This is a genomic window from Streptomyces sp. NBC_00647, from assembly GCF_045207245.1.
In the GTDB taxonomy this organism is placed as follows: domain Bacteria; phylum Actinomycetota; class Actinomycetes; order Streptomycetales; family Streptomycetaceae; genus Streptomyces.
On the sequence record NZ_CP109040.1, the window covers coordinates 285,294 to 302,072 of the forward strand.

20 protein-coding genes are annotated in these 16,779 nt (G+C 70.7%); 7 read left to right on the top strand and 13 right to left on the bottom strand.

Translation table 11 applies throughout. The annotated features are described in order from the left end of the window. Nucleotides 1–136 precede the first annotated feature (136 nt). Together OG788_RS01405 and OG788_RS01410 are read left to right on the top strand one after the other, a co-directional pair. The gene (locus tag OG788_RS01405; protein ID WP_406368581.1) at nucleotides 137–355 is read left to right on the top strand and encodes a hypothetical protein; all 219 of its coding nucleotides are present in this window, start codon (nucleotides 137–139) and stop codon (nucleotides 353–355) included. Continuing rightward, nucleotides 352–1,947, top strand: a complete 1,596-nt coding sequence (locus tag OG788_RS01410; protein ID WP_406368583.1) for a cation acetate symporter — start codon at nucleotides 352–354, stop codon at nucleotides 1,945–1,947. The genes OG788_RS01405 and OG788_RS01410 overlap by 4 nt, the downstream gene beginning before the upstream one ends. A 245-nt stretch (nucleotides 1,948–2,192) precedes the next feature. Here OG788_RS01410 and OG788_RS01415 read toward each other — a convergent pair whose 3' ends face one another. From OG788_RS01415 to OG788_RS01440, 6 genes are all read right to left on the bottom strand, one after another. Continuing rightward, the gene (locus OG788_RS01415) at nucleotides 2,193–2,366 is read right to left on the bottom strand and encodes a hypothetical protein (RefSeq protein ID WP_351544654.1); all 174 of its coding nucleotides are present in this window, start codon (nucleotides 2,364–2,366) and stop codon (nucleotides 2,193–2,195) included. Nucleotides 2,367–2,432: 66 nt separating this feature from the next. Beyond that, complete coding sequence (locus OG788_RS01420; protein WP_406368585.1) at nucleotides 2,433–2,738, bottom strand: hypothetical protein; 306 nt, start codon at nucleotides 2,736–2,738, stop codon at nucleotides 2,433–2,435. Between the two features lie 455 nt (nucleotides 2,739–3,193). After that, nucleotides 3,194–3,844 (bottom strand): diguanylate cyclase, encoded by a 651-nt coding sequence (locus tag OG788_RS01425; RefSeq protein ID WP_406376644.1) that lies wholly within the window; start codon nucleotides 3,842–3,844, stop codon nucleotides 3,194–3,196. Between the two features lie 365 nt (nucleotides 3,845–4,209). After that, nucleotides 4,210–4,476 carry a hypothetical protein gene (locus tag OG788_RS01430; protein ID WP_406368587.1) on the bottom strand — a complete coding sequence of 89 codons (267 nt, stop codon included), beginning with the start codon at nucleotides 4,474–4,476 and terminating at the stop codon, nucleotides 4,210–4,212. 10 nt (nucleotides 4,477–4,486) lie between these two features. Continuing rightward, nucleotides 4,487–4,891, bottom strand: a complete 405-nt coding sequence (locus OG788_RS01435) for a DUF5133 domain-containing protein (RefSeq protein WP_406368588.1) — start codon at nucleotides 4,889–4,891, stop codon at nucleotides 4,487–4,489. A 102-nt stretch (nucleotides 4,892–4,993) separates the two neighbouring features. Further along, the gene (locus tag OG788_RS01440; protein WP_406368589.1) at nucleotides 4,994–5,863 is read right to left on the bottom strand and encodes a SigB/SigF/SigG family RNA polymerase sigma factor; all 870 of its coding nucleotides are present in this window, start codon (nucleotides 5,861–5,863) and stop codon (nucleotides 4,994–4,996) included. Nucleotides 5,864–6,539: 676 nt separating this feature from the next. Here OG788_RS01440 and OG788_RS01445 point away from each other — a divergent pair. Genes OG788_RS01445 through OG788_RS01455 form a run of 3 tightly spaced genes read left to right on the top strand, consistent with a single transcriptional unit; the run spans nucleotide 6,540 to nucleotide 8,982 of the window. Beyond that, complete coding sequence (locus tag OG788_RS01445; protein WP_406368591.1) at nucleotides 6,540–7,349, top strand: alpha/beta fold hydrolase; 810 nt, start codon at nucleotides 6,540–6,542, stop codon at nucleotides 7,347–7,349. Then, nucleotides 7,349–8,629 (top strand): PP2C family protein-serine/threonine phosphatase, encoded by a 1,281-nt coding sequence (locus OG788_RS01450; RefSeq protein WP_406368592.1) that lies wholly within the window; start codon nucleotides 7,349–7,351, stop codon nucleotides 8,627–8,629. The genes OG788_RS01445 and OG788_RS01450 overlap by 1 nt, the downstream gene beginning before the upstream one ends. After that, the gene (locus tag OG788_RS01455) at nucleotides 8,626–8,982 is read left to right on the top strand and encodes an STAS domain-containing protein (RefSeq protein WP_406368593.1); all 357 of its coding nucleotides are present in this window, start codon (nucleotides 8,626–8,628) and stop codon (nucleotides 8,980–8,982) included. The genes OG788_RS01450 and OG788_RS01455 overlap by 4 nt, the downstream gene beginning before the upstream one ends. Before the next feature lie 245 nt (nucleotides 8,983–9,227). On the opposite strand, the gene OG788_RS01460 is transcribed toward OG788_RS01455, so the two are convergent. The 7 genes from OG788_RS01460 to OG788_RS01490 all read right to left on the bottom strand — a co-directional run bounded on the left by OG788_RS01460 (nucleotide 9,228) and on the right by OG788_RS01490 (nucleotide 14,281). Further along, the gene (locus OG788_RS01460; protein ID WP_351134917.1) at nucleotides 9,228–9,371 is read right to left on the bottom strand and encodes a hypothetical protein; all 144 of its coding nucleotides are present in this window, start codon (nucleotides 9,369–9,371) and stop codon (nucleotides 9,228–9,230) included. Between the two features lie 176 nt (nucleotides 9,372–9,547). Beyond that, nucleotides 9,548–9,853: a DUF6247 family protein gene (locus OG788_RS01465; RefSeq protein ID WP_406368595.1), complete on the bottom strand. Its 306-nt coding sequence runs from the start codon at nucleotides 9,851–9,853 to the stop codon at nucleotides 9,548–9,550. 75 nt (nucleotides 9,854–9,928) lie between these two features. Beyond that, nucleotides 9,929–10,249: a hypothetical protein gene (locus tag OG788_RS01470; RefSeq protein ID WP_406368596.1), complete on the bottom strand. Its 321-nt coding sequence runs from the start codon at nucleotides 10,247–10,249 to the stop codon at nucleotides 9,929–9,931. A gap of 237 nt (nucleotides 10,250–10,486) precedes the next feature. After that, nucleotides 10,487–11,068 carry an NADPH-dependent FMN reductase gene (locus tag OG788_RS01475; protein WP_406368597.1) on the bottom strand — a complete coding sequence of 194 codons (582 nt, stop codon included), beginning with the start codon at nucleotides 11,066–11,068 and terminating at the stop codon, nucleotides 10,487–10,489. 310 nt (nucleotides 11,069–11,378) lie between these two features. Continuing rightward, nucleotides 11,379–12,302, bottom strand: coding sequence for an RNA polymerase sigma-70 factor (locus tag OG788_RS01480; protein WP_406368599.1), 924 nt, complete (start codon nucleotides 12,300–12,302; stop codon nucleotides 11,379–11,381). Then, on the bottom strand, nucleotides 12,299–13,237 hold the full coding sequence (locus OG788_RS01485) for an NAD(P)-dependent oxidoreductase (protein ID WP_351544613.1): 939 nt from the start codon (nucleotides 13,235–13,237) through the stop codon (nucleotides 12,299–12,301). Before OG788_RS01485 ends, OG788_RS01480 begins: the two co-directional genes overlap by 4 nt. Nucleotides 13,238–13,546: 309 nt before the next feature. Further along, the gene (locus tag OG788_RS01490) at nucleotides 13,547–14,281 is read right to left on the bottom strand and encodes a translation initiation factor IF-2 (protein WP_406368600.1); all 735 of its coding nucleotides are present in this window, start codon (nucleotides 14,279–14,281) and stop codon (nucleotides 13,547–13,549) included. A 166-nt stretch (nucleotides 14,282–14,447) separates the two neighbouring features. Between OG788_RS01490 and OG788_RS01495 the strand changes: the two genes are divergently transcribed. After that, nucleotides 14,448–14,627 carry a hypothetical protein gene (locus OG788_RS01495; protein ID WP_406368602.1) on the top strand — a complete coding sequence of 60 codons (180 nt, stop codon included), beginning with the start codon at nucleotides 14,448–14,450 and terminating at the stop codon, nucleotides 14,625–14,627. Beyond that, on the top strand, nucleotides 14,624–16,630 hold the full coding sequence (locus OG788_RS01500; RefSeq protein WP_406368604.1) for a hypothetical protein: 2,007 nt from the start codon (nucleotides 14,624–14,626) through the stop codon (nucleotides 16,628–16,630). The genes OG788_RS01495 and OG788_RS01500 overlap by 4 nt, the downstream gene beginning before the upstream one ends. The last annotated feature ends 149 nt before the right edge of the window (nucleotides 16,631–16,779 follow it).

Genomic DNA, 16,779 nt, shown 5'->3' on the forward strand with positions numbered 1-16,779 from the left:
CCGCTGCGATTCCACCCACTCTGAAGGAGCCGCCATGCGCAGGCTCGACCGCCAGAACAACGTCTCGTCTGAGACCGCCATGACCCACCCGCACGCCCCCCGCCTTCATCATCGTCCACGGCCACACCGCCCAGGTGTGTCCTTCGCCCTGGTCAACGGGTCGGCCTTCGCCGTGCACGTGCTGCTCGCCTGCTCCGCAGCCGAGTTGATGGCCACCCATGTCTGGGGAGAGGCCACCGTCGGCATGCTGGCCCTGCTCGTCCAGGGCTCTCTGCTGGTGTGGACGGCGGCGCGGTACGACCGCCGCGCGGACGCGCGACCGGCTCCGGAAGAGATCCGGGAGGAGAGCAGATGAGTCAGCAGATCCTGCTCGCCGCGCCCGGCGCCCTGGACAGTGACACGCACGCCTTCGTCCTGCTGGGCTTTCTGGCCTTCATCGTCCCCATCCTGTTCGTCTGCGTTCTCAGCGGCCCCGAGAGGGACCGGGTCAACGAGTTCTACACAGCGGGCCGCAGGCTGAAGCCTCTACGCGGGGCCCTCGTCCTGTCCGGCGTCTACCTGCCCACGGCCGCGGTGCTCGGCAACACGGGAGGTGTCGCGGTCTTCGGCTACGACGGTCTGTTCATGACCCTGTGCACCGCGCTGTCGCTGGGCGTCCTCCTCCTGCTGGCGCGCCCCCTGCGCGAGCGCGCCGGTTACACCCTGGGCGACACGTTCGCCCTGCGTGCTCCAGGGCCGGGGGCGCGCATCGCTACCGCCGTCGTGACCCTGAGCGTGTGCGTCCCCGTCATGGTCGTGCAGCTCTCCGGCGCGGGCGCAACCACCACGGCGCTGCTGGGAATGACCGGGCCCGGCGCCGAGAGGACAGCCATCGTCATGATCGGCGCCTTGGTCGTCTGCGCCACGGCGTTCGGCGGCATGCGCGGCACGGTCGTCATTCAGGCGATCAAAACGGTGGTGCTGCTCGGCGCGGCCCTGACGGTGGCAGCTGTGCTGCTCCATCGTTTTCACTGGAACACCGATGCGCTGATCGACGCAGCCGGACAGGGCAGCGGCCGGCCCGCCGGTTATACGCGTCCCGGCCTCCGCTACGCCGGCAGCAGCGACGGGGCGGGCACGCTCGACTTCATCGGCCTGATGATCACCATCGTGCTGGGTGTGGCGTGCCTTCCACACGTTGCCTTGCAACTGAGCACCGCACCCGACGCGGCCATCGCGCGCCGTACGGTGCGCCATACGATCGGCATCGTCGCCTCTTTCTGCCTCATGACAGCTCTGATGGGCTTCGCGGCCGCCGCGTTGGTCGGCGCACCCACGATCATCGCCGCCGATCCCGGAGGCAACAGCGCCCTGCTGCTGCTCACCGGCGAACTGGCGGGCGGCGCGTCCGCCGACGCGAACGGGGCACTTCTCGTCGCCCTGGTCTCCTCCGCGGTGTTCCTCACCACGCTGGCCGCGGTGGCGAGCATCACCCTGGCCGCTGCAGGAGCGATCGCCCACGACCTGTACACGAAGGCGCTGCTCCGCGGGCGCACGACCGAGGGCCGGGAGGTGGCCGCCGCTCGCCTGGCGTCCGCCGGGGTCGGTGCGCTGTGCATCGTGCTGGCGGTCTGGGTCCAGGGATGGAACGTCCTGTTCCTGACGGCGATGTCCCTGGCGGTGGCGGCCTCCTGCCTGCTTCCGGCGCTGGTGTACTCCGTCTTTTGGAGCGGCTACACCCGGGCCGGGCTCCTTTGCACGCTGTACGGCGGCCTGCTCTGCGCCGTCGGACTACAGATCTGCAGCCCCGTCTTCTCCGGCAACCCCTTGGCCCTCTTCCCTGAGTGGCGCATCGACTGGTTCCCCCTGCAGACGGTCGTCCTCGTGTCGATTCCCGCCGGCTTCCTGTTCGGCTGGCTGGGCAGCCTCGTGGGAAGGCACGGTGCTCCACCGGGTCGCCGGGCGTGATGTCGGCTCTGCGCGTCAGGGACAGGCCGTGGAAGACTCAGGCATCTTGGATCGATCACCCTCCTGCGACCGCACGACTCCCAACGGCCGCGCAGCCACCACTGCACGCCGCAAGGCCAAGGGCGGAGGGCAGCAACCACCGGGCCAAGGCCCGCATCACGGTCGCCCGCGCACACGAGTGCCGACGCGCGCCGCCAGGCGGATTTCGGCGACGGCGTCCACAGTGACTCACCGGCACGATGCTGTCAGCGCTTGATGGAGCCCTTGGTCTTCTCTTTCGCGCCCCGCATCATGCCGCGTGCTTCGAGGGCGGCGCCCTTGGCCTCGAGGGTGTTCTTGTGCATCGCGTGGGCAGCCTTCCGCACGGTCTTTCCGGCTACCTGTTCGGCCTTTGCCTTGGCTTTCTCTCCGGCACTCATCTCAGTACCTCCGCGCAGTTTCACCAGCCGAGTGCCCGTACAGCACAGGCACAACCCTCCTGCCGGTCAATCGCAGCGCTCGACCGCGTCGGGTTGCAGTCGTATCTCCTGGACCTGATAACAGTCCGAGTAAACGGTGGCGATGACCGCGCCGCACGTGCATACCAGGTTGGGCCCCCACTCGCCGTCCATCCCACAGCAGTAGCCGCGGCGCATAGCGATGTCGGGGTGCGCCTCCAGTCCCGGGCCGTCGCCGGGATGGAGCACGATGGTGCCGCTCGGCCCGGACTCCACCAGGAAGCCGGACGACTCGTCCAGTACGTACGGCGGGCCGGACGGCTCGGGGTCGACGGCGAACGTCCCCGGAGGCATCCGCACGATGGGTTCAGTGGAATGCCCGCGCTCGTCCGAGGGGGACGCCTCCGGCCGGTACCACCCTTCATCCCCATCAGGACCCGGCAGAGGCCGCTCAATGAGCATCGGCGTTGCTGCACGGTGGCAATTGCGGCACTGGAAGACCGTCATCAAAACACCCCATTTCCTTGATCATTATCGGTCATGGGATGCGCATGGTTGTTCGGCGGGGACACACCGATGGTGTCCGTTCGTGCTGGGCGACTCAGGCGTTGCGACGGGGCTGGTCCTCAAGGGGGGACCTCGGCAAAGCCGCGGTACTCCTGCCGGCGTTCGTGCTGCTCGCGCATCAATCCCGGCTACATCGCGGAACGGTTCACCGGCTGGGGTCCTGCGGGAAACTGTTTGCCGGTATCTGCACCGAGCTGAGACCGGGGTCCTTCTCCGCCCGCAGCAGCAGAGGAGCAGGCCTGTCACGACCGCAGGTCATCGCTGTCACGGTTCCGGCGGGCCCGTATACAGCGGATCATCTCTTCCGCGTACGGCAGGGCCACACACACTCCGACGCCGGCGGCGATCGCGCCGAGGTAGCTGGCCGGCAGCGGGCGCTGCTTGGGCAGGAGCTTCCAGTTGTCGGGGCGGCCGCCGCCCTTCAGGGTCTCTCGGACCTGGTCCCAGTGCAGGCATGTGGTGAAGGCGGCGGCGGTCAAGGGCAGCACTTCGAGGAAGCTGTGGATGTGCTGCTCAACGGGCCGCACTTCACGTTTGTCGGTGGCCAGCGACACGTCCCACAGTGCGGTGGCTCCGTGTGCGAGGGCCGCGCCGCCCATGAGCGAGAGGACCAGCGGGTTGACCCTGGCGGTCAGGCCCGCGACCACCGGGATGCCGGCCTCGGTCATCATGAGGGCGTGGACCGCTGATTCCTGTACGCCGCTGGTGTGTTCGATGTCCGAGCGGCGGTGCATCACCCAGTCGGCGACGGCCGGGACGAACCACAGCGGCATGACGCCGTACAGCAGGAACCTGCGGTTGGCGTTCTCGACGTCGTCCGCCCCGCGCGGAATGCGCAGGGTGGGCCCGGAGCGCCAGCGCTGCCAGCGGGTGAGCGTCGAACGGCGACCCATACGCATGACTGCCCTTTCCTTCGATGACGGGGCGGGCTCATGGCCCAGGGAGGGTTCAAGAGGGAGATCTCGTCGGCCGGGCGGATGCCGGTGCCAGGGCGGGGCCTTGCGCCCTCTCCATTTCTGGCCCGCGCCCCGCATCCCTCCCGGTTGCCAGCACGGCCTCGATCACGCTGTGGGTACCCGCCATGTGCTGCGAACTCCGGCCCGGCACACAACAGGGCAGGCAGCTTCTGTGGAGCCGGACTGGATTGTTGTGCGGCGCCGTAGGCGGTGCATGGCGGCGGGCCACATGGGCGGGGAGGCGGGTGCATGGCGGGGCACGCCGGGCAGGGCCGGGTGATGCGAGCCGTGCACCGCGCTCGTCACCGCGGGTCAGGTTGTCTTTGCCCGCTGGCTGGCCAGGGATGGGCCCAAGGTGTCCAGATTTCTGGCCCTCCTCCGTGCCACTCGATGATCGGCAGTTCGGCCACGTCGATCTCGTCCAGGCCCTCGAACCCCTCTCGGTGCAGCAGCTCGGTCAGCGCACGGAGGCTGCGGACCGTGCCTGCAGACTTTCCGTCCACCCAGACCGGTCGGCCGGCCCCCTTCGTGGGCGGGTGAACGATCACGGAACGCTCGATCATGTCCACCACCTCATCCTCATTCTCCGCTTCCCTTTCCTGCGCTCGTGACAGGCGCCGTGGGCCGGTGCCCCGGGCGCAGGGTGAGATCACGCCGGCCGGCAGACGGTTCACCGGCATCGCGGTGGAAACCGGCTGCAACGGCTGCCGATTTAGGGGATGCGGCGCCTGCCCGGCGTCCGGGTCCGGGCCTCATGGCCGCAGCGGAGCCGGCGGCGGGTGCGACGGCTGTCCTGGCCAGGTAGGAGCGGGCGGTGTCGAGGGCGTCGGCGATCTCGCGAGTCCCGGTGGACACGCACAGGGTGTAGGCGAGGTCGCGCAGGCGCTGGCTGGGCGGCGTCGCTCCACCGAGCGTTTCCGCGGCGAGGAGCGTCTCGTACTCCGCGACGAGCCGGCGCAGAGTGGCGGGGAGGGGCATCAGCATCGGTGCAACTCCTTGGGGCTGAGGCTTGGGGCCTCGTGTGAACTGTCCTGACATCGTGTGTGGGACTTGGGGAAGCGGCCACCCGGCTCATCGGCAGAGCCCTTACGCGGCGGAGGCCCTGCCGGAGCCGGTGGGACACTCGCACTCCCCCAGCACCTCACTGCGTACGTGGGCGCAGCTGCGGGCGATGAGCCGGGAGATGTGCATCTGGGAGAAGCCGAGCTGGTCGGCTATGCGGCTTTGCGTCATGTCCTCGAAGAAACGCAGGTAGAGGATGGTCCGCTCGCGTTCCGGGAGCCGGCGCAGCGCCTTACGGGCCGCCTCCCGGTCGACGACGACGTCGTAGGAGGATTCGGTGATGCCCAGAGTGTCGGCGAGGCTGTATCCGTCGTCGGCGGTGGCCAGTGCGGCGTCCAGCGAGAGGGTGCTGTAACTCTCCAGCGCTTCCAGGCCCGTGACGACCTCTTCCTCGGTGAGGCCGGTATGAGCGGCGATGTCGGCGGGGGTGGGTTCGGGGCTGCCGGGGCGCTGAGTGAGGTCGCGGCGTGCCAGACGTACCCGGTTGCGCAGCTCCTGCACCCGGCGGGGCACCCGCAGGGCCCACGTCCGGTCCCGGAAGTGCCGCTTCACCTCGCCGGTGATGGTCGGAACGGCGTAACTCTCGAAGGCCCCCCGGGCCGGATCGAAGCGGTCGATGGCCTTGACCAGTCCGAGGGCCGCTACCTGGTGCAGGTCTTCCAGGGCTTCGCCGCGGTCGCGGAAACGGCCGGCGATGCGGTGGGCCATGGGCAGCCAGGCCTTCACCAGCTCGTCGCGGACGGCGTCGCGTTCCGGCCCTTGCTCGAGTTCCACCAGTCGCTCGAAGAGGGCGGCGGATCGGGGGGGTTCGTCATGGGTGCGGCGTGCGGCGGAAAGGGCAGGGGTAGAGGTGCTGTCGACCTGCGGACGGTTCGGGGTCATATCGGTGAGCACGGCAATCGCTCCTGAACGCGGGGTTCAGGACGGGCCCGGAAGCAGATACCGAGCACGGCCTGAACAGTGTCTGCCAGGGGGTTCGCCGTGCGGGAGATCTGCATGGCCGCCGAAGGATCGCAGCAGGCAGGGAGGTCGAGATCCCCGCAGGGCGTGCGCCTTCGGTCCGAAGCACGAATTCCCGTGTGCCCCTCATCCGGGGCCACAAACACCAAACCGCAGTCCACTGCCCCCCCCTGCCGCCGTCCTGCTCTGCCGCAGGCCAGGCGCCGCCAGGCGGGTGCAACAGATGGACGGTTTCCCCAGCACAAGTGGCCGAACCAGGGAAACCTGAGCCGAGTCAGTCCCCAGCAGGGAAGGCCACCTGCTCGACCTGCGCCCCGAGTACCCCTCTTTCACCACAGCCAACAACAGACCCGGCCAGGACCGGTACACCTCCGGCAACCGAGCCGGGCCGCGTCAGCCCCCGGGAAATCCGGGGACCCGGGCGCCGTCACCGCAACGGCCTGCGTAGCCGCGAGACGGCCGCCCGGACAGAGGAGGGACAGCGACCCCACGACCACAGCACAAGAAATCACGACGACCGGAACCGCGTGCAGCGGCGCGGAGGAGAGCATCCTGGACGCGGCCAGGACGCTGAAGAACCCTGTCGGGCGGGTCTGCGAGGATGAGTCGCATGGATGTGCGGCGCAGGAACCACGTGACGGTGACCGGGCGGGCCGGTGCTCCGGTGGTGATGCTGGCGCACGGTTTCGGGTGCGACCAGAACATGTGGCGGCTGGTGGTGCCGGCCCTGGAGCGCGACTTCACCGTCGTCCTCTTCGACCATGTCGGAGCGGGGAGGTCGGATCTGTCCGCGTGGAGCCGGGAGCGGTACGCGACCCTGGACGGCTACGTGGACGACGTGCTGGAGCTGTGCCGGGAACTGGCACTCGGTCCCGTGACGTTCGTGGGCCATTCGGTGAGCGCGATGATGGGAGTACTGGCCGCCGCCCGGGACCCCGAGGCGTTCGCCGGCCTGGTGCTCCTGGCGCCCTCACCGTGCTTCGTCGACGACCCGGACACCGGGTACCGGGGCGGATTCAGCGCCGAGGACATCGAGGAACTGCTCGAGTCGCTGGAAGCGAACTACCTGGGCTGGTCGGGTGCGATGGCACCGGTCATCATGGGCAACCCGGAACGGCCGGAACTGGGCGAGGAGCTGACCAACAGCTTCTGCCGCACCGATCCGGCCATCGCCCGCGTCTTCGCCCGGGTGACGTTCCTGTCGGACAACCGCGCCGACCTCGCGGCGGTGGAGGTGCCCACCCTGGTGGCCCAGTGCTCCAGCGACGCGATCGCCCCACCGGAGGTGGGTGCGTTCGTCCACGCGCAGATCCCGGGAAGCCGCCTGATCACGCTGAACGCCACCGGGCACTGCCCGCAGCTCGCCGCCCCCGAGGAGACCGCCGCGGCGATCGCCGCGTTCGCGGGGGCCGCCGCTTGATGTGCGAGACCGACAGCCACGGCGAAGGCGGCGCGGACAGACCCGACGGGCCGGGCGGGACGGGCGGGACGGCGGACGAGCAGGCGCAGTTCTCGGCACTGCTGGAGGACAGCGCCGAGGACCTGTACGAGCACGCGCCCTGCGGCTACCTGTCCACGTTGCTGGACGGCCGGATCGCGAAGGTCAACACGACCCTGCTGAACTGGCTCGGCTACCGGCGCGACGACCTTCTGGGCCGCAAGCACTTCTCCGACCTGCTCACCGTCGGAGGCCGGATCTACCACGAGACCCACTTCGCGCCACTGCTGCGGATGCAGGGGGAGATCAGCGGCATCGCCCTGGAGCTCAAGGCCGCAGACGGCTCCCGTATCCCGGTCCTGGTCACCTCGACCGTGAAAACGGGCGACGACGGGCAGCCGCTGCTGATCCGCACCACCCTCTTCGACGCCCGCGACCGCCGCGCCTACGAGACCGAGCTGCTGCGCGCCCGCAAGGAGGCCGAACTGGAGCGCGAGCGCCTTCAGCGGCTGGCCACCACCCTGCAGAAGACGCTGCTCCCGCCGGCGCTGGCGAACGTGCCCGGACTGGAGGTCTCCGCGCACTACCACATCGCCTCCGTCGACCAGGTCGGCGGCGACTTCTACGACCTGTTCCCCCTGGCCGCCGGTACCTGGGGACTGTTCCTGGGCGACGTTTGCGGCAAGGGCGCCGCCGCCGCGGCCGTCACCTCCCTGGTCCGCTACACGCTGCGCGCCGCCGCCGTCTACGACCCCGACCCGGCGGCCGTCCTGGACAACCTCAACACGGTCCTCAACCACGAGTACAACGGAACCGACCCCCGTTTCTGCACCGTCGTCTTCGGCCTGCTCACCCCCGACCACGAGCGGGGCGGATTCCACATCACCCTGGCCAGCGGCGGTCATCCCCCCGCACTGCTGATGCGCGCCGACGGCACCGCCGACTATCTGCACACCCCCGGCGGACAGCTCATCGGCGTCCTGCCCGACGCCCACATCGCCACCACCACCGTCCACCTGGCCCCCGGCGACACCCTGCTGCTGCACACCGACGGGCTCACCGAAGCCCACATCAACGCCGGCGCCGACCGATACGGCGACGACGCCCTCCTCGACTTCGCCCGCGGTCTGGCGCCCACCACCGCCTCGGACACCATCGACGCGATCCGCGACCTGCTCGACACCTTCGGCACCGGCGTGGACGACGACACCGCCGTCCTGGCCATCCACGTGCCCCGACCCCCCAGGGAAGAGCGGCAGTGACACAGCACCTGACCCTCCACAGCCGCACCACCCCCACAGGAGTGGTCATCGAACTCGCCGGAGAACTGGACTTCCACACCGCCGACCAGGTCCGCACCACACTGGCCGGCCTCGGCCTGCAACCGGGCCGGCAACTCGTCCTGGACCTCGGCGGCCTCACCTTCTGCGACTCCACCGGCATCACCGTCCTGATCGCGGCCCGCAACCACGCCCTGGCGACCGACGCGGGCGTCGCCCTGGCCGCGGTCCCCGACCACATCAGCCGGATCTTCCGCATGGTCGGCCTGGACCAGGTCTTCCCCTGCCACCCCGACATCCAGACCGCCGAAGCCGCCTGGCGACCCACCACCTGAACCGCGCTCCGAGGACCCTCACCACCTGACCCAGCCGCAGCTCCGCTTGGGGCGACTGGTCGGCCAGGACGCCAAGGCTGGGATGAGACACCCCGATGACCGAAGTGGCGACAGAGCATCAGCCGCATTCATGCCGCCTCGGGCCTCAGGAAGACCCCCTGTTAGTTCTCTCGCCGAACAGCCCAAAGTTGCCGATCACAGAACTTGAGCCACCCGTTCTCGTGGGCAGAGCCAGGTGCTCCGACCTACTGCCAGACGCACTCGTCGATGACGATCTGCGGGTCGGCCGTGCGGGGCGTGAAGACATACCGCAGCCATCCTCGGCCGTGGTCGAAGTACACGACGTGGGCTCCCCCGGGGCGGGTGGACTGGACGGGCTCGACGCTCATGCCGACAGGAAGGTCTGCGGCCGTGTCGACGCCCCGGAAGTACGGGTCCTTCGCAATGACAAGCTCGGCACGAGCAGCGTCAACCAGAGCGCGGGCCGCTGCGGGGAGGGCATTTCTGTTGTCTTCGGCTTCCTTGGTCCAGTCAGCTTGCCAGGGAGGACCCATGAATCCGTCTGTCACTGGCCGGGTTCCGCCTTGCTCGCCTCGCGGCGCAGCCGCCCGGCCTCTTCCACGAGACTCTTGGCGTGGGCGTTGTCCGTGGCCTGGGATGCCTCGTCTTCCAGGCGGTGGACCTCGGCCTCCAGCCGGGGGTCTCGGGCGAGGGCGAATTCTGCCCACCAGCGGGCCATGAAAGCGGGGACGGGGGCGAGGTCGTAGGCGTCGGCGATCTTCTCGCGCCAGTTGCGGTCGAAGTCGGGCAGAAGCTTGGGCGTGTGCTGTGCGATGGCCGCGCGCAGCGCCTTGGGAGTGCGATCAGGCATAGGAGGAACCGATCCCCGCATCCCGACGGTGGAAGTGCTCACTATGCAGGCTCTCCTTCGCGATGGCCGGGCGTGTCAGGCAGCTACGGACGCAGGCAGCGTGCCCAAGGAGGCGTCGCCCTCAGTCGATTGTGACGCGGCCAGGACCTCACGCTGGGCGGTGGTGACCATGCGGGCGTAGGGATGAATGTCGCCGCGAGCGTAGGCGTCCAACAAGATCTCGCAGAGCGCGGACATCGAGCGGACCGCATCCTTCACACGTCGCTCGTCGGCGCCGGACCACACCTCATCTGTCGCGAACACACTGCGGCCGCGACGGTTGCCCGCCTTGGTGCTGGTAAGGCTACGGGGCAGAGGCAGTGTCCCGGCGGCGTACTCGGCGAGAGCGCGGCTCATGACCCAAATAAGGGGCAGGCCCTCAGACTTGGCCCGTGCGCCGGCAGCTTCCCACACAGCCCTGGCAACGTTCGGGGCGCGTTCAGCCTCCCCTGCTGCTGGCATGTCGGGCTCCTCCGCTGCGGTCCGGATCTACCGATACACACGGTACTACGGATTGTATCGGTACATCTTCCTGGGAGCAGAACCCGGGCCTCGCTGACCACGGCGTCCCCGGCTCCGGTAGACCGCTCCCGTTCAGGCAGCGGCCCGGGAAGCTGCGCGCAGCGGGCCGAGCGCCTTCGCCCATGCCAGCAGTTCGTCGACCAGTTCCTGGACCTGCGCCACGTGCAGGTCCTGCGGCCGGAAGTCCGTGAAGGCCACGAAGTCCTCGCGCAGCGAGAGTGCCACCTGAGGTCCGATGTCCGCCATGCGCAGCGGGCCCGCCTGCGCGCGCAGTTTCTGCACCGCCATGACCGCGCCGAAGATGCCGTAGCCGACGTAGCCGACGGGCTTGCCGCCCCATTCCTCGTAGAGGTAGTCGATGGCATTGGTCAGGGCGGCGGGCGGGGCGGTGTTGTATTCGGGGGTGACGACGATGAAGGCGTCCAGCGGGCCGATCCGCTCGGCCCAGCGCCGGGTGTGCGGCTGCCGGCCGGGCGCCATGGCCGCGGGCACGGGCTCGTCGAGCAGCGGCAGCGCGTAGTCCTTCAAGTCCACGAGCTCGAACTCCGCGGCGCCACCGGCGTGTTCGGCCGCCAGGTCCCGCACCCATGAGGCCACCCGGTCGCCGTGGCGGCCGGGGCGGGTACTGCCGATGATGATGCCGATCCTGGTCATGTCCGATTCTCCTGTGCTGGTCCTGGGCCTGGTTCTATTTCTGGTTCTGGTTCTGGTTCTATTTCTGGTTCTGGTTCTGGTTCTGGTTCTATTTCTGGTTCTGGTTGTGGTGCGCTGGGTCTGTCGCTGCCTGGTCTCTGGTGGGGCGCGGCAAGCCGTTGCCGTCCGTGGTGCTTCCCCGAGCGGTCCGGGGCCGCCGTGTCGAAATACCTGGCTGTCCGCGATGCGGTGGGTACCTGTCTCTGCGCCGGGCCCCCGGGGACCGACGGCGCCCGGCGCAGCAGGTCTGGAGTGCGGTGAGCGCTTCGGGTCAGTCCGCGTCCGCAAGGAACTGCTGTGTCTCGCGCAGGACCGCCCAGGCGTCCGCCACGGGGCCCACGTGTGCGAGCTTGTCGGGGTTGCTGACTGTGCGGATCGTCTGGATCCGCCCGTCGAGGATGTCGAGGGTCCAGGTGTTGAGGACCTTGCCGTCCCGGTCGCGGAAGATCGCGCCCGGCTGACCGTTCACCTGGTGCGGTTCCACGATGCCGCCGATCCGGACGAACGGCGGGAAGAGGGTGGCGAGCACCTGGGACACGGCGTCGGCGCCGGTGAATCCCCTGGCCCACTGCGGGGCCTTGCCGCCGCCGTCGCCGAGCATCGACACGTCGGCGGCGAGCAGTTTCCGCAGGCCCTCGACGTTGCCTTCGCGGACGGCGTCGAAGAACCGCTCCGCGAGTTCCTCCCGTTCCTTGCGGTCGGCCTCGAACCGGGGCCGGCCCGCGTCCATGTGGCGACGCGCCCGCACGGCGAGCTGGCGGCATGCCGCCTGCGACCTGCCCACCGCCGAGGCGATGTCCGCGAAGCCGAAGGCGAACACCTCCCGCAGCACGAACACCGCCCGCTCCAGCGGGGAGAGCCGTTCCAGCAGCAGCAGGGACGCCATCGACAGCGAGTCGGCCAGTTCCGCCGACTGTTGCGGGTCCTCGTAGGGGTCGGTGAGCAGTGGCTCGGGGAACCACGGCCCGACGTACTCCTCGCGTCGCAGGCGGGCCGAGCGCAGGACGTCGATCGAGACCCGGGTGACCACGGCCGACAGGAACGCCCTCACCGACGCGGGCCGGGTCGCGGACAGCTCGTAGCGCAGCCAGGTCTCCTGGACGGCGTCCTCGGCCTCGCTCACGCTGCCCAGGATCCGGTAGGCGATGGAGAACAGCAGCGGCCGCAGCTCTTCGAACTCCTCGGTGCGGGTCACGCCAGCGCCTCCTGGAAGCCCTGCCGCCACGACGGATAGCGCGGCTGCCAGCCGAGCTCCCGTTTGGCCTTGGCGTTGGAGAAGCCGCGGCCTTCGGTCATCATCGTCACCACCACCGGCCCGGCCAGCAGCCGGGCCAGCCAGACCGGGACCCGCATCGGCCGCTTCGCCCCCGCGCACGCCGCCAGATGGGGCAGCCACTCGCTCTCCGGGGCCGGCTCGTCGTCGACGATGTTGAACACTCCTCTCGCCTTCTGCTCGACGGCCAGGACGGTGGCGCTCGCCGCGTCGTCGAGATGGATCCAGGAGGCGTAGCCGGTGCCGTCCCCGACCAGCGGGAACTGCCGCTTGCGCACCAGCACGAGCTGGTCGTCACTGGCACCGGGACCGTAGAACGCGCCGTAGCGCAGCACCGCGCCGCCGGCCGCGCCGACCGTGTCCTCGACGTGGCGCAGCGCCGCCATCGCCGTGTGCGCGGCCGTCCCTTCGTGCAGGTCCAGCGGATCGTCCTCGGTCTTGACCCATCCGCCCTCGCGGATGCCGTTCCAGTTCGCGTAGCCCTGCGCGACGAAGTGGGGGACGCCGGTCGCCTCGGCCGCGGCCAGCAGGTGGTCCGTCCCCTCGGTGCGCAGCCGGACGGTGGGGACGGACCACCGGTCGAAGTGCTTCAGGTCGGGCTTGCCGGCGTGCGCCATGGAGATCCCGGTCATCTGGTGCACGATCACGTCCGGCCGGGCTGCCGCCACCGCTTCACCGACGGACACCGCGTCCAGTCCGTCCATCACCACCGCCCCGGCACCCAGCCGCTCCACCAGGCCGAGCTTGGCCGCGCTCGTCGTCGTGGCCGTCACCTGGTGGCCGCGCGCCACGAGCTGCGGCACCAGCCGCCGCCCCAGGACCCCGGTCCCGCCCGCCACGAACACCCGCATGACCATCACCCTCCTGCTGTTGAAGTCCCTCTCCGAGATCTGGGACGAGACAGCCCCGCCGGATGTGACATCGCGGGGGTGGTGGGGCGCAGGCGGTGAACATGTTCCGCGGCCGGCGGGCTGACCCGCGATTGATCGGGGTGGCCGGCCTGAGGTTTGGCTGGGGTGTGGTGGTGCTGTCCCACAGCCGGTACGGATCGCCCTGGTGCGACCCGGCGCGCTTCGCGGTGGTCGCGCCGCTTCACCCCGGCTGCCGATCCTGAACGGGGTGCCTGGCTCCCGCGGGCCCGTGGCCCGAGTGAGTCAGGCATCCCGTCAGTGCGGTGACGGTTTCGGGTCCAGGGCGTTGCCGACGGTGCAGCCGCCCTCTCCGGGCATCCGCTGGATCCGGGGCGGCACCCACACCTCGGTGGCGCCGGGGCCCACGCGGGCAAGAAGGCAGTCCTGCGCGTCGAAGCCGTTGCCCTTCACCGACAGGAGAACGCCGACCCGGCCGCCGTCCGCCTTCACCTCGGTACGGATCGCCGGATCCAGATCCAGGGCGGCGAGGCTACGGCGTACCTCGGCCTCGTCCGCCCGGCCGCCCTGCGGCACCCGGGGAAGTTTCGTGCGGAGCTCCTCGTAGGGCAGCCGGGGCGGTTCGGGTGGCGGGGCGAAGGTCAGTGGAGGGCCGTCCGGGCAGTCCACGTCGCGGGGATCCTCACTCCACTGCGACTTGGGTGACACCCGCACCGCGAAGCAGCGCTGTACGACGACCTCCTGAGGGTCGAGCCCTCTGCTGTACGCCGAGCCGGATGTGCGGACGACCACATCGATGCCGTCTCCGTCGTGTGTCGAGGTACCCGTCAGCCGCAGTACCTCCACCCCGTCGATGTTGGAGGCGGAGCGCCCGACCTCCTCCGCCGTGCGCGGCCGCTGGCCGTAGAGCCGCTCGCCCGCGTTCCGGGCCACCTCCCGTGCGGCGTCCGTCGCCTCGTCGTTGGAGGACTGCACCACTCCGCAGCCGGCGGTGAACAGCAACAGCGGGGCGAGCAGCAGCAGTCGGCGCATGGGTTCCACCCTTCCGACGGCGTGCGCGGCGGGCAACCGCTCGTGTACTCAGACCGGCGTGGGTGATCGTACTCAGCCGGTGCGGGCCGGACGGCTTCGGTGCCGGGGCGGTGCGGGTGCCGGGGAGAATGGTTGTGGGGGTCCGGGCCTGAAAGGATCCGGTGTCATGATCGTGAGACGTTCCGGCGGGCTGGCCGCCGCTTTCGCATGTCTGGGCGGTGAGGACAACGGGCGGGTCCGGAGCGGGCTGTGGAACGGCGTGGGTCACCAGGGGCCGGTCGTCCGCGACGGTGGCTCTCCTGTCCTCTTCGTGGTCGCGGGGCGGGTCGGGGTGAGCCACCGGTGAGCGATGCTCTCGCGCGGCTCGACGCCGTGGACTGGCCGGCGCTCAGGCATGCCTACGGGGCGGCCGGGGACGTGCCCGGCATGCTGCGGGATCTGTACCGGCCGCAGAAGGCCGCCGCCGCTGCCGATGATCTGCTGACCCACGTCCACCATCAGGGCGGCGGGGTCTACTCCTCGGCTCCGGCCGCTCTCCCCTACGTCGTCGCGGCCGCCGCGGACCCGGCCATCGCCGCGGACGTCCGCGGCGAACTCCTTTACCTCGTCGGGTCCCTGGCCGGCGCAGGGAACACCGCCCAACCCCGCTTCGTGACCCCCGGCTGGGCCGCCGCGTGGGACCTGGCGGTGCCGGACCTGCTGCCGCTGCTCGACGACCCGGTGGCGGTGAACCGCATCGCCGTCGCCGACGCCCTCGCCGAGGCCCACCGCCGGGCCGACGAGGCGATCGCTGCCCTGCGGGACCGGTGGGGCGTGGAACCCGATCCGCGGACGCGGCTCCAACTCATCGACTCCGTCGGCTCCTTGACCGCTCACGCCGGTGAACAGCGGGGCGCGTCCCTGGGCTGGCTGCGACACCTCATGGACGCGGCCGACCCTGCCGTACGCCTCGTCGCCGTACAGGCTCTGCGGCGCGCGCTGCCGGGGCAGGACGATGCCGCGTACCCGCGGACGGTGTCCGAGGTGCTGTCCGGCAGTGAACCGGCGACGTGGCGGCCGGACGGCGGGGCGGTCAAGGCGACGGTCGTCTGGGCCGTCGGCCTGCTGGGAGCGGACCGGGCGGGCCGGGCCGACGCGACCCGCAGGCTGCTCGGGCACCGGGACCCCGCCGTGCGGGCGGGCGCGCTGCAGGTGGCCGCCCAGGAGCTCAGCGCCCGGCGCTCGGCCGTCGCGGAGCTGCTGCCGGCGGTGGCCCGTTCGCTGTCCGACCCCGAGCCCGACAACAGGCTCTTCGCCGCCCGGGTCCTGGGCATGTGCGGGCACGCCGCTCTCCCCTGGGCGGACGCGCTGGCGGCCATGGTGAGGGACGACGAGGGCGAGGGCGAGGCGTATCTGCCCGCCCGGTCGCAAGCGCTCTGGGCCCTGTCGCGGCTCGGTGACGTGCGGTGCGTAGCCCCGTTGGCGCGGCGTCTGAGGGAGGCGCGGACCGGGTTCGCCCACCACGCGTCCCACGCCGACGGCTGGTGGACGTACGAGCTGAGCCTGAACGAGGTCGCCGGAGGACTCGGCGCCCACGCCGACGTGCTGCTGCCCCCGGTGCGCGCCCGGCTCGCCGCCGCCTCCACCCTCGACGAACGCCGTGCTCTGTGCCAGCTGCTGGAGTCATGGGGTACGGCGGCCACCCCCGCGATCCCGGACCTGCTCGGCCTGCTGGACACCGACGCCGCGGTGTGGGCGCTGGACGCCCTCGCCGCGATCGGGCCGGCCGCGGCCGAGGCGGTGCCCCGGGAACGGCTGCGCGCCCTGCTCGGCAACCCGCCCGCGGGCCAGTCGTTCGCGCCGCGCTGCCTGGCGCTCGCCTACGGGCGGTTGACCGGCGACCGCGGGCCCGCACTCGATCTGCTGCTTCCGCAGCTCGGCGAGCTGTACGGCCGCGAGAGTGCCGCGGTGCTGCTGGGGGAACTGGGGCGGGCGGGCGCCCCGTACGCCGCACGGCTGCGCGAGCTCCTGCCCCAGCACCAGACGGGCTGGCTGCCGCTGCGCGTCGGCGAGGCGCTGTGGCGGATCACCGGCCGGGCCGACGAGGTCGTCCCGGTCCTCGTCCGGGCGATCACCCCGTTCGCCGAACGGGGCGGCGCCTATCCGGCGGTCGTCGAAACGGTGAAGCTGCTGGCCGACATGGGCGCGGACGCCGCCCCCGCGGGGCCCGTCCTGAGGGCGTTCCTCGACACCGACGAGCGGCCCGTCCGGCACGGAACCTGGCGCTCCGTTCCCGAGGACGACGCGCTGTGCGGTGCCGCGCGCGCCGCGCTGCTCGCTATCTCCGGCCCACCTGGCGGTGCCGCCTGACGCGGCACGTTCCGGGAGGAGTTGCGCGACGGGCCGGGCGGCGCGGTAAGGCTGCCGGCACAGGGCACCCCGGCATCCCGGCATCCCGGCATCCCGGCATCCCGCGGAACTCGTACCACTGGCCGTCGATGAGCATCGCCGGTCCTCTC